This is a genomic window from Streptomyces sp. NPDC000075, from assembly GCF_040301925.1.
Taxonomy (GTDB): Bacteria; Actinomycetota; Actinomycetes; order Streptomycetales; family Streptomycetaceae; genus Streptomyces; species Streptomyces polychromogenes.
Window position 1 is genome coordinate 232,471 of record NZ_JBEPFL010000002.1, and the last position, 11,451, is coordinate 243,921.

At 74.7% G+C, this 11,451-nt stretch carries 9 protein-coding genes and 1 pseudogene; 7 read left to right on the forward strand and 3 right to left on the reverse strand.

The window, feature by feature from the left end; all coding sequences use genetic code 11:
* The first annotated feature begins 3 nt into the window (after positions 1-3).
* From ABT403_RS03170 to ABT403_RS03180, 3 genes are all read left to right on the forward strand, one after another.
* On the forward strand, positions 4-960 hold the full coding sequence (locus tag ABT403_RS03170; protein ID WP_344157526.1) for an SLAC1 family transporter: 957 nt from the start codon (positions 4-6) through the stop codon (positions 958-960).
* Between the two features lie 110 nt (positions 961-1,070).
* A complete protein-coding gene (locus tag ABT403_RS03175) occupies positions 1,071-2,288 on the forward strand; it encodes an RNA ligase (RefSeq protein ID WP_344157529.1) in 1,218 nt (405 codons plus the stop codon).
* Between the two features lie 3 nt (positions 2,289-2,291).
* Positions 2,292-3,221, forward strand: coding sequence for a phosphatase domain-containing protein (locus ABT403_RS03180; RefSeq protein WP_344157532.1), 930 nt, complete (start codon positions 2,292-2,294; stop codon positions 3,219-3,221).
* A gap of 105 nt (positions 3,222-3,326) precedes the next feature.
* On the opposite strand, the gene ABT403_RS03185 is transcribed toward ABT403_RS03180, so the two are convergent.
* Positions 3,327-3,833, reverse strand: coding sequence for a hypothetical protein (locus tag ABT403_RS03185; RefSeq protein WP_344157535.1), 507 nt, complete (start codon positions 3,831-3,833; stop codon positions 3,327-3,329).
* 226 nt (positions 3,834-4,059) lie between these two features.
* Between ABT403_RS03185 and ABT403_RS03190 the strand changes: the two genes are divergently transcribed.
* A complete protein-coding gene (locus ABT403_RS03190; protein WP_344157538.1) occupies positions 4,060-4,434 on the forward strand; it encodes a YbjQ family protein in 375 nt (124 codons plus the stop codon).
* Between the two features lie 151 nt (positions 4,435-4,585).
* Positions 4,586-8,032: an endo-alpha-N-acetylgalactosaminidase family protein gene (locus tag ABT403_RS03195; protein WP_344157541.1), complete on the forward strand. Its 3,447-nt coding sequence runs from the start codon at positions 4,586-4,588 to the stop codon at positions 8,030-8,032.
* A gap of 23 nt (positions 8,033-8,055) precedes the next feature.
* On the opposite strand, the gene ABT403_RS03200 is transcribed toward ABT403_RS03195, so the two are convergent.
* Positions 8,056-8,655: a short chain dehydrogenase gene (locus ABT403_RS03200; protein WP_344157544.1), complete on the reverse strand. Its 600-nt coding sequence runs from the start codon at positions 8,653-8,655 to the stop codon at positions 8,056-8,058.
* A gap of 111 nt (positions 8,656-8,766) precedes the next feature.
* Between ABT403_RS03200 and ABT403_RS03205 the strand changes: the two genes are divergently transcribed.
* Both ABT403_RS03205 and ABT403_RS03210 read left to right on the forward strand, forming a co-directional pair.
* Complete coding sequence (locus ABT403_RS03205) at positions 8,767-9,633, forward strand: LysR family transcriptional regulator (RefSeq protein WP_344157547.1); 867 nt, start codon at positions 8,767-8,769, stop codon at positions 9,631-9,633.
* Between the two features lie 109 nt (positions 9,634-9,742).
* On the forward strand, positions 9,743-10,378 hold the full coding sequence (locus ABT403_RS03210; RefSeq protein WP_344157550.1) for a class I SAM-dependent methyltransferase: 636 nt from the start codon (positions 9,743-9,745) through the stop codon (positions 10,376-10,378).
* Between the two features lie 9 nt (positions 10,379-10,387).
* On the opposite strand, the pseudogene ABT403_RS03215 reads toward ABT403_RS03210, so the two are convergent.
* Positions 10,388-11,209: pseudogene (locus ABT403_RS03215) on the reverse strand (helix-turn-helix domain-containing protein); the annotation flags it as partial.
* Positions 11,210-11,451 lie beyond the last annotated feature (242 nt).

Genomic DNA, 11,451 nt, shown 5'->3' on the forward strand with positions numbered 1-11,451 from the left:
GCCATGCTCAGCCGGAGCCACCTGCGGGACTGGTGGGCCGCACTCCCGCCCGCCGCGGGCGGAGCCGTCATGGCCGCCGGAATCCTCTCCGTCGGCCTCGAACTGACCGGCCACCACCTGCTCTCGCTGGCCGCGCTGGCCCTCTCCGCCCTGCTCTGGCTGCTGCTGGCCGCCGACTTCACCCTCCGGCTCGCCGTCGACCGCGGCCGGTTCAGGGCCGACGCCTACACCCCCGCCGCCCTCACCGCCGTCGCCGCCACCACCGTGCTCGGCGCCCGTCTCTCCCAGCTCGGCCGCCAGGACGCGGCCGCCGCCCTGCTGGTCCTGGCCGCCCTGATCTGGCCCGGACTGCTGCTGGCCGTCGTCCGGCACTGGCGCCGGCGCATGCCCGGGGTGGTCTTCCTCGGCTGCGTCGCCACCCAGGGCCTCGCCGTCCTCGCGGCCGCCCTGGCCACCGTCCACCGCCTCGACTGGCTCGCCCGCGCCGCACTGGCCTGCTTCTGCCTGGGCGTCCTGCTCTACGTGCTCGCCCTGCGGCGCTTCGACTTCCGCGAGGTGCTCGGCGGGGCGGGCGACCACTGGGTGGCGGGCGGCTCTCTCGCCATCACCGCCCTCGCCGGGGCCCGGCTCACCGCCTCGCCCGCGGGGGCCGGCGGTCCGGCGCACGCGGCCCTGCGCACCGCCACCCTGACCGCCCTCGCGCTCTCCCTCGTCTGGTACGCCGTCCTGCTCGCCGCCGAGGTCCGCAGCCCCCGTCCGCGCTACGACATCCGCCGCTGGTCCACCGTCTTCCCCCTCGGCATGACCGCCACCGCCTGCCTCACCGCCGCCCCCGTGACGGGTGTGGCCCCCCTGCGCCCGCTGGGCGAGGTGCTGCTGTGGATCGCGGCCGCCGCCTGGGCCCTCACCTGCGTGGCCTTCCTGCGTTCGCGCCGCCCCGTCCGCCGCCGCCCGCGCTGAGGGCGCCGCCCGTGTCACAGCCCCGCTACAGGCCGGTGACCAGTCGTAATTAAGTACCGGGCCGCCCCGCCCGCCGGTGAGAATGAGCCCACTCGAACCGGGAGGAACCCATGAGCCAGGACCGCCTGACTCTCCATGACCTGCTGCCCGCCCAGGCACTGGCGGAGGCCGTCGACGCCGGATACGTGACCCGCAAGCGCCACCCCGAACTGCCGCTGTCCATCTACACGTACACGCGCACCGCGCAGTACGAGCGGGTCTGGAACCAGGTCACCACGCGCTGCCGCGGCCTCGTCGCCGACGACGTCACGGGAGCCGTCGTCGCGCTGCCGCTGCCGAAGTTCTTCAACGTCGGCGAACACGAGTCCGGGCAGCCCTACGCCCCCGCCCTGCCCGACGAACCGTTCGAGGTGTACGACAAGGTCGACGGCAGCCTCGCCGTCGTCTTCCACTACGCGGACCGCTGGCAGGTCGCCTCCAAGGGCTCCTTCATCAGCAACCAGGCCACCTGGGCGCAGCGCCGCCTCGACGCGAGCGACACCGCGGCCCTGGTGCCCGGCACCACCTACCTCGCGGAGATCCTCTACCCGCAGAACCGGATCGTCGTCGACTACGGCGACCGCCGGGACCTCGTCCTGCTCGCCGCGTTCGACCGGGCCGGCACCGAGGTCCCGCTCGCCGAGGCCGCCGCGCACTGGGAGGGCATCGGCTCCGTCGTGAAGGTGTGGCCCGCCATGCCGCTGCCCGAACTCCTCGCGCTCGCCGAGTCCAACACCCTGCCCGGCGGGGACTCCGCCACCGGCATGGACGCCGAGGGCTTCGTCCTGCGGTTCGCCTCCGGCGTGCGGGCCAAGGCCAAGCTCTCCGAGTACGTGCGCCTGCACAAGCTGCTCACCGGGGTCACCGAGCGGGACGTCTGGCGCAGCCACGGCATCCAGCGCTTCGCCGGGACCTCCGCCAAGCGCCTGGCCCAGGGCCTCGGCCTCTCGGTCGCCGAGCTCGGCGGCATCCGCTCCCGGGGCGGCCGTCCGCTGGACGCGCTGCTGGAGCAGGTCCCCGACGAGTTCGACCACTGGGTGCGCGAGGTGATCGCGGGCCTGGAGGAGGAGTTCGCGCGCCGGGAGCGGGCCATCGACGAGGCCTACAAGCAGTTCGAGCACCTGGCGGACGACCGGGGCGCCTTCGCCCGCGCCGTGCGGGAGCACCCCGACGGCGAGATCCGCGCCGCCATGTTCATGCGGCTGGACGGCCGGACCACCGAGCTCGTCACCTGGCGGGCCCTGCGGCCCGAGACGGCCGACCCCTTCACCACCGACGAGGAGAACTGAACCGTGTCCGAAGAGCCCGAACTCCCCGTGGTCCACGTCATGACGGGGTTGCCGGCCTCGGGCAAGACCACCGCGGCGCGCGCCCTCCAGGCCGAGGCCGCGGGCCGGATGCGCCGGGTCAACCTCGACGACCTGCGGGCCATGCTCGACGTGCCCGACCCCGAGCGGGGCCGCTCGTACAAGCACGAGCAGACCGTGCTCGCCGTGCAGGACGCGGCGGTCGCCGCGGCCGTCGCGGACGGCTTCGACGTGGTCGTCGACAACACCCACCTGACCTCGCACATCCCCAAGCGGCTCAAGGCGGCGGTGGCGGGCCGCGCCACCTTCGTCGTGCACGACTTCACCGACGTGCCCGTGGAGGAGTGCCTGCGCCGCGACGCCGCGCGGGAGCGGCCGGTCGGCGAGGAGATCATCCGGATCCTGGCCGACAAGCACGCCAAGGCCCGCAAGGGCGGCTGGCGGCTGACCGCCGCATGGCTGAACGACCAGCCGCCGGTCCGGCCGTACGTCCCGGACCCGGACCTGCCGGCCGCCGTGATGTGCGACATCGACGGGACGCTCGCCCTCACCGGGGACCGCGGCCCGTACGACTTCTCGCGCTGCGAGATCGACCTGCTGAACGAGCCGGTGCGGCACGCCCTGGAGGCGTTCCGGCGGGCGGGGGACCGGCTCGTGCTGCTGTCGGGGCGCGGGGAGGAGCACCGGACGCAGACCGAGTCCTGGCTGCGGGCGCACGAAGTGCCGTACGACGAGCTGTGGATGCGCGCGGCGGGCGACACGCGCCGCGACGACGTCGTCAAGGCCGAGCTGTTCGACGCGCACGTGCGCGAACGGTACGCGGTCCGCGTCTCGCTCGACGACCGGGACCGGGTGGTCGCGGTCTGGCGCCGGATGGGCCTGCCCACCTGGCAGGTCAACTACGGGGACTTCTGACCCCGAGGCCAAGGCCAAGGCCGAGGCCAAGGCCACGGCCCGCCGCCGCGACCGCCGCCGAGGGAGCGGCGGTCGCGGCGGCGGTGACGGTCGCGGCGGGCGCGGTCAGTCGCGGCACCAGCGGACGCGGTCGAGGTCCTTGACGTAGCGGGCCGAGACCCAGTCGTGGTCGTACCCGTCGCGGGCCATGCTCCCGCGGGCCTTCTTGCGGCCCTCGCCGTCGCCCCCGTCCGCCCAGTCGTCGCGGTCGTCGTCACCCGGGTCGATGAGGTACCAGATGTCGTTCCCGGCGACGTTCTCGCCGCGCGTCTTGCACTTCAGCGCGAGGGTCTCGCCCGGGTACACCTTGTACTGGAGGTGCGAGTGGGTGGTCGGCTTGCTGCGGACGCTGAGCGGCCCGCGCGAGACGACCTTGCCCAGGGAGTACCGGTGCTTGTGGTGGTCCTCGTCGTAGGAGGGGTCGTCGTCGTCCCTCCCGTCCCCGGGGGCCTGGTACCGGGCTCCGCCGTGGGCCGCCGCGCCCTGGTCCGCGAAGGCGGCGCCCCCGCCGACCAGGCCGAGCGCCAGGCTTCCGGCGGCCAGGGCGAGGATGGTCCTGGTGGGCTTGAGCATGAGCGGCTCCTCTGGAAAGGCTCCCGCCCGGCCGCGCTGCGCGGCGGGGCGCGGCGGCCCGGCGGCCGCCAGGGACGACTATGACGAGGCGGGCCTCGCGGGCTCCCGGCGACACACCGCCGTTTAGCCCGATATGCCCAACCTGTCCAGCGGTCCGCGTCCGGTCCGCGACGGGTGGGCGGTCCAGCGGATGCGGGCGGCCGCGCCCGCGCCCACAGTGGGGCGCATGGGTATCGAAGACTACGGAGGCGGCCCCGGCGCCCGGGAGACCGGTGTCCTGGTCGTCACGACCAACGACGTGCCCGGCTACCGGGTGGAGCAGGTGATCGGCGAGGTGTTCGGGCTGACCGTGCGCTCCCGGCACCTGGGCAGCCAGATCGGCGCCGGCCTGAAGTCCATGATCGGCGGCGAGCTGAAGGGGCTCACCAAGACGCTCGTGGAGACCCGCAACCAGGCCATGGACCGGCTCATCGACCAGGCCAGGGCGCGCGGGGCCAACGCGGTGCTGATGATGCGCTTCGACGTCACGGAGGCGGCCGACGTCGGTACGGAGGTGTGCGCGTACGGCACGGCCGTCGTGCTGGTGCCCGCCGGCGGCTGACCGGTAAGTCCAGGACGCGGCGTCGCTTTGTCCATGGGCCCGGGCGCCCGGGGTCCGCAAGCTGGCAGGCCAGTGAGCGGACCGCCGGGCTCCGGAGGGAGTCGTGCGGTCTTGCCGTCCGTGCAAGGAAGCGCCGACTCCCGGAGGCCCGATGCGCACCCCCCACTGGCCGGCCGCAGCCGCGGTCGCCGGTCTCGTCGCCACCCTCTTCACGTCCGGGCCGGTCGTGGCGGCCCCGGCCGCCGCCGCTCCCGTGACGATCACCTCGTCCGAGCTGTCCGTCAGCGTGGACCCGGCCTTCCCCCGCGTCGTCGACTACACCCGGCGCGCGACCGGGGACGTGCTCCACGGCAACGAGGACCCGCTGAGCACCGTCCTGGTGAACGGGACCGCGTACACCCCCGACGTCACCTCCGTCCCCTCCGCCTCCGGCGTGGACTACGCGCTGTCCTTCTCCGGGGTGACCGTCCGCTCCCGGATCTCGGTGGCCGGCTCGGTCGTCGAGTTCCGGGTCACCGCCGTCGAGGACACCCCCGCCCTGCGGGTGCGCAGCTTCGAGATACCGGAGCACACCCTCGTCAGCGTCCGCAGCGACCAGCCCGGCGCCGCGCTGGCCACCGCCACCATGCACACCGCCACCAGCGGCACCGGTGACGCCTTCACCCCCATCACGGCCTCCACGCCGGTGGACCCCGCCCCCAGGACCGTGATGTACGGCCTCCTGAGCACCGGCCGGCTGGCCGCCGCCATCGACTCCAACTCCCTCTACGACACCCCCTCCGGGGGCACCGCCCGCGAGAACGGCCGGATCGGGGAGAGGGTGACCGACCACGGCTCCTACCGCCGGGCCGGCCTGTGGAGCGGGGCCTGGCTGTACCGGGCCCGGGGCGCCGCCGACACCGACACCGAGCCGCTGCCCTACGTACGGGTCGCGGTCACCGCCGACCGCAACGCCGACTCCGTGGTCGACTGGCAGGACGCCGCCGTCGCCTACCGGGACGTCTGGACCCCGCCCACCGGCTGGCAGGACACCGCCCGCCGGGTGGTCCAGCGCATCCCGTTCAACTTCGCCTCCCAGGCCACCCACCCCTTCGCGCAGACCCTCGACGAGACCAAGCGCGTCAGCCTCGCCACCGACGGCCTCGGCCAGTTCGTCCTGCTGAAGGGATACGCCTCCGAGGGCCACGACTCGGCGCACATGGACTACAAGAACATCGGCGCCAAACTCGGCGGCGCCGAGGGCCTGAACGCCCTCACGACCGCCGGCCACGCCTACAACGCCGACTTCGGCGTGCACATCAACGCCACCGAGGAGTACCCCGTCTCCGCCACCTTCGACCCCGCCCACCAGAGCGGCGGCCCCGGCTGGGACTGGCTCGACCAGTCGTACTACGTCGACACCCGCAAGGACGGCCAGTCGGGGGAGCGGCTGAGGCGCCTGGCGGACCTCAAGGCCGCCGCGCCCGGGCTCGACTTCCTCTACGTCGACGTCTGGTACGGCGACGGCTACGTCTCCCGCAAGCTCCAGCGCGAGATCTCCGGCCTCGGCCTCCAGCTCGCCACCGAGTTCCCCCACACCCTCACCGAGCAGTCCCTCTGGCACCACTGGGCGGCCGACGTCGACTACGGCGGCAGCGACCTCAAGGGCGTCAACTCCGTCATCGCCCGGTTCATCGCCAACCACGCCAAGGACGACTGGATCGCCCGCGACCCGCTGCTCGGCGGCGCCGAACTCGCCGCCTACGAGGGCTGGCAGGGCAAGAAGGACTACCCGGCCTTCCTGAACACCACCTTCGGAACCGACCTGCCCACCAAGTACCTCCAGGAGTCCCCGATCGTGAAGTGGACCGCCGACACGGTCACCCTCGCGAACGGCACCACGGTCACCACGGCCGGGGGCACCCGCCGCATCACCACCGCCGGCCGTACCGTCCTCGACGGCTCCGCCTACCTGCTCCCGCGCGACGGCAAGCTCTACCACTGGAACGCGGCCGGCGGCCCCACCACCTGGACCTTGCCCGCCGGCTGGCGGACCCCCACCCTCTACCGGCTCACCGACACCGGCCGCCGGCTCGTAGGCCCCCTCACCACCGGCACGGACGGCCGGGTCACCATCGACGCCGCCGCCCGCACCGCGTACGTGGTCACCGACGGCTCCGCCCCCGACCGGCCCGACCCGCGCTGGGGCGAGGGCACCCCCGTGAAAGACCCCTCCTTCAACGCGGGCGACCTCGGCGCCTGGAACCCCGCCGGGACCGGCGCCGCCGTCACCCGCAACGCCCTGGGACAGAACGAGCTCACCTTCGGCCCGCAGACCGCCCCGGCCGTCTCCCAGCGGCTCACCGGCCTGAGCCCCGGCACCTACTCCGCCTCCGTCTGGGTCTCCACCCCCGCCGGCCGGGCCGCCACCCTCGCCGTCACCCCGGCGGGCGCGGCCACCGCCGAGTCCGTGTACGCCGACTCCTCCCCGCTGGTGAACGACCTGGGCGGCAGCGAGAAGAACGGCACCACCATGCAGCGGATGAAGGTGCTCTTCGACGTACCCGCCGGACAGTCCACGGCCCTCCTCGCGCTGTCCGCCGCCGCCGGACCCGGCACCGTCCGGCTGGACGACGTACGCGTGGTGCGCTCCGCCCGTACCCCGCTGGGCGGGCACACCTACGCGGAGGACTTCGAGAACGTGGACGCCGGCTGGGGCCCCTTCGCCTTCGGCGGCGCCGGCGGATCGGCCACCGACCCCCGTACCCACATCGCCCAGCGCAACGCCCCCTACACGCAGGCCGGCTGGAACGGGAAACTCGTCGACGACGTCATCGGCGGACAGAACTCCCTCAAATCGCACGAGGAACGCCCCGGCTTGGTCTACCGCACCCTCCCGCAGACCCTGCGGTTCACCCCGGGCCACGCCTACCGGGTCGGCTTCCGCTACGAGAACGGCTTCGCCGGGGACTACCGGTTCGTCACCGGAGCCGGCTCCACCGAGAGCGCCACCGCCCTCGGCCAGGCCCGGACCGCCACCGCCTTCAGCCAGACCTTCACGGCGGGGGCCGACGCCTGGATCGGCGTGCGTAAGGTCAGCGCGGAGGGTTCCCACGACGAGGCCGACCTCGTCCTCGACGACCTCACCGTCGACGACCTCGGACCGGCCGGATCCGGCGAACTCCTCGTCCCGCAGAACAAGATGAGGGTCAGCGCCGTCGACAGCGAGGAGACGGAGGGCGAGAACGGCGCGGCCGCCAACGTCCTCGACGGCAAGGCCGCCACCATCTGGCACACCCGGTGGTACACCGCGACCGCGCCCATGCCGCACGAGATCACCCTCGACCTCGGCGCCTCCTACCGGGTGTCCGCCCTCCACGTGCTGCCCCGGCCGTCGCAGAGCAACGGACGCATCGCCGACTACGAGGTCTACACCTCCGCCGACGGGACCAGCTGGGGCCCGGCCGCCGCCACCGGGACCTGGGCGGACGGGGCCGCGCGGCAGGACGCCGCCTTCACCCCCCGGGCCGCCCGCTACGTCAGGCTGAGGGCCACGCGGGAGGTGAACGGCAACCCCTGGACCTCGGTCGCCGAGCTCAACGTCGGCTACCTGCCCTGAGGGACGGGCCGGGACGGGCCCGGTCAGTGGACCCGGTAGACCTGGCCCGTCCGCGCCCCCTCCACCGACCGCACGTAGGCCGTCGCCGCGCGGGCCGCCGCCACGGCCTCCATCCCGGCGAAGAAGGGGCCGTAGGCGGGCAGGGACTCCTCCAGCACCGTCGGGCTCACCGCGTTGATCCGCTGCGGCGGCAGCTCGATCGCCGCCGCCCGCACGAAGGCCTCGACCGCGCCGTTCGCCGCCGAGGCGGCCGCGCCGGCCACGATCGGCTGCTCCGTGAGGATGCCGCTGACCAGCGTGAACGAACCGGTCGGGGCCAGGTGCGCGGCGCCCTGGCGGACCAGCTCGATCTGGCTGAGCGCCTTGCCCCGCAGCGTCGCCGCGAAGTCGTCCGCGGTCAGCTGCCCCAGCGGCCGGAACACGGCCTCACCCGCCGCGACCGCCACCGCGTCCAGCGGACCCGCCTGCGCGTACAGGCGGGCCACCTGCTCCGGGTCCGTGACGTCGGCCACCAGGTCACCGCCCGAGCGGCCCACCCCGACCACCTCGTGCCCGCGCGCCGCCAGTGCCTTGTGCACCGCGGTGCCCAGCGTGCCGCCCGCGCCGACCAGCAGAATCCTCATCATGACCTCCGGAGAACGGGCCCGGCGGCACCTCCGCCGGGCACCTCCGACGGTATGGACCGCGCCGCCCGTCCGGAAATGCCGTCTGGGCGGCGACTATGCTCCCCAGGCATGGATGATGTGGAACTGCGGCACCTGCGGGCGCTGGACGCGGTGGCCGAGGCCGGCACGATCACCGCCGCGGCCGCCCGCCTGCACATGACCCAGCCCGCCCTCTCCCGGACCCTGGCCCAGCTGGAGGCCCGCGTCGGCGTCCGGCTGGTGGACCGCTCCTCCCGGCACCTGGCCCTCACCGGCGCGGGCACCACCCTGCTCGGGCACGGCCGGGCCATCCTCTCCCACCTGGAGGCCGCCCTCGCCGACACCCGGGACGTCTCCCGCCCGCTGCGCCTCGGCTACACCTGCGCCGTCCTCGGGCAGCAGACCGTACCGCTGCTGCGCTCCTGGCGCCGTACCCACCCCGCCACCCCGCTCGACGTGGTCCGGCGGGACAACGCCACCGCCGGCCTCGCCACCGGGGACGCCGACGTCGCCGTCCTGCGCACCCTCCCCGACGACCCGCGCCTGCGCAGCGAGGCCCTCTACACGGAGGACCGCGTCGCCGCCCTGCCCGACGACCACCCGCTCGCCGGCCGGGACCGGGTCCGGCTCGCGGAACTCACCGCCGCCCCCGCGCTGCCGCTGGCCGTGTGGCCCGAGGCGGGCACCGCCTCGCCGGAGCTGTGGCCGCCCGGGGAGCGCCCCGCCCGGACGGTGGAGGTCGGCAACGTCGACGAGTGGCTCAACCTGATCGCCACCGGTGGCGCCTTCGGCCTCGCCGCGGCCGGCACCGCCGAGAGCCACGCCCACCCGGGCGTCCGCTTCCTCCCCGTCTCCGACGCCCCGCCCGCCACCGTCTACGTGTCCTACCCGCGCCACGCCACGCACCCGGGAACGGCCGCCTTCCTGACGGCGGTCCGGGAGGCGGTCACCGGCTGACGCCGGTTCGGCGGTCGCGGGCACGGACGGCCCGTGCGGCGGGCATCCTGCGCTGAGGAGTCCGTACGCGGGAACGGTACGGGCACGACGAGGAGAGGCAGGCCGCACGATGACCGGTCGCAGGACCGCCGCAGAGGTGTTCGACGCCCTCGCGGGGCGCTACGAGGAGGCGTTCGGCACCATCCCGGCCCAGCGGAAGGCGCTGGAGTGGCTCACGGAACGGCTGCCCCGGGGCGCCCGCGTCCTCGACGTCGGCAGCGGCACCGGCCGCCCCACCGCCGAGACCCTGGCCCGCGCGGGCTGCGCCGTCACCGGCATCGACGTCTCCGCCGAGATGGTGGCCCTCGCCCGCGCCCGGGTCCCCGGAGCCCGCTTCGAACAGGCCGACGTCCGCGGCTACACCCCGCCCGGACCCGGGGGCTACGACGCCGTCTGCGCCTTCTTCCCGCTGCTGATGATGGACCAGGCGGAGATCGCGGGCTCACTGGAGCGGATGGCCTCCTGGACCGCCCCCGGCGGCTACCTCCTCGTCGCCACCGTCCCCGGCGACATCGACGCCCTCGACATCGAGTTCATGGGCCACCCCGTCACCGTCAGCAGCCTCTCCGCCGAGCAGTACCTGCACCGGATCGAGGCCGCCGGGCTGGAGGTCCTGCACCACGAGAGCGCCCCGTTCCGCCCGGCCGGCGGGCTCGCCGACCCGGAGGAGCACTTCTTCTGCTACGCCCGGCGCCCCGTGGCCTGAGGCCCCGCCGGCGTACCCGGCCGGGGCCCGCACCGACTGCTGCGCCCGGAACCGTACGGGGGCCATGCCCACCCGGCGGCTGAAGAGCCGGCTGAAGTAGGCCGGGTCCTCGTACCCCACCCGGCGGGCTATCCCCGCGACCGGCAGGTCGGTCCGGGCCAGCAGCTCCTTGGCCCGGCTCAGCCGGATCCCGAGGAGGTACTCCTTGACGCCCTCGCCGGTGCTGCGGCGCACCGCCCCGCGCAGCTCCGGCAGGGGGATGCCGAGCCGCGCCGCGTGCTCGGCCACCGGGATCGGCAGCAGCGCGTCGCGGGCCAGCGCGTCCACCACCGCGTCCCCGTGCCGGGACACCTCCGCCCGGGCGTAGCGCAGCGCCACCAGCAGGGCGTGCACCTGCGCGGCGGCCTCCACCTCCAGCAGCGGCCCGCCGCGCCGGGCGGCCCGGACGATCCCGTCCACCACGTGCTGCACCCCGGTGGTCCCGCTCAGCGGCACCACCGGACGGTCCGGGGTGATGTAGCCGAGGTCGGTGTACGCGCCGACGGCGGCGCCCGTGAAGTCGACGAAGCATTCGTCCCAGCCGCCTCCGTCCGCGTCGGGGCCGTAGTGGTGCTCCACCCCCGGAACCAGCCACAGCAGGGCGGGCGCCGCCACCGGCTGCGGCGGACGCCCGGCGCCGGCGAACCAGCCGCGGCCCCGCGTGACCACGACCGCCACGTGATGGCCGAGGACCCGGGGCCCGACGACCGGCAGCGCCCCCTGCTGCACGCCCACACCCAGGCAGACCAGGCCGAGCCGGCGGTGCACCGGGGCGGGGGAGAAGTACCGCATCCAGCTGCTGTACGGGGGCCGTCGGCCCGCGGGCGGGCTCGGGGGAGTGCACGGCGGCGTCGGCATCTGCGGATTGTGATCCACGGTGGCGGCCCCATCAAGGGGCCCTCACCCGGCCCCCCACGCGACCGCTCAAGATCAACGGCGTTGACATCGCCCCGCCGGACGCGTCTAATGGCGAGCGGTGTCGCGTGACGCCGGCCAAAGAGCAGTGGGCCGGCCGGCGGACGGGCGAACACCCT

Coding starts and splice junctions, on each gene's coding strand:
- ABT403_RS03200 (WP_344157544.1), bottom strand. CDS start 8,655: ATGAGGATTCTGCTGGTCGGCGCGGGCGGCACGCTGGGCACCGCGGTG.
- ABT403_RS03185 (WP_344157535.1), bottom strand. CDS start 3,833: ATGCTCAAGCCCACCAGGACCATCCTCGCCCTGGCCGCCGGAAGCCTG.
- ABT403_RS03170 (WP_344157526.1), top strand. CDS start 4: ATGCTCAGCCGGAGCCACCTGCGGGACTGGTGGGCCGCACTCCCGCCC.
- ABT403_RS03210 (WP_344157550.1), top strand. CDS start 9,743: ATGACCGGTCGCAGGACCGCCGCAGAGGTGTTCGACGCCCTCGCGGGG.
- ABT403_RS03190 (WP_344157538.1), top strand. CDS start 4,060: ATGGGTATCGAAGACTACGGAGGCGGCCCCGGCGCCCGGGAGACCGGT.
- ABT403_RS03205 (WP_344157547.1), top strand. CDS start 8,767: ATGGATGATGTGGAACTGCGGCACCTGCGGGCGCTGGACGCGGTGGCC.
- ABT403_RS03175 (WP_344157529.1), top strand. CDS start 1,071: ATGAGCCAGGACCGCCTGACTCTCCATGACCTGCTGCCCGCCCAGGCA.
- ABT403_RS03195 (WP_344157541.1), top strand. CDS start 4,586: ATGCGCACCCCCCACTGGCCGGCCGCAGCCGCGGTCGCCGGTCTCGTC.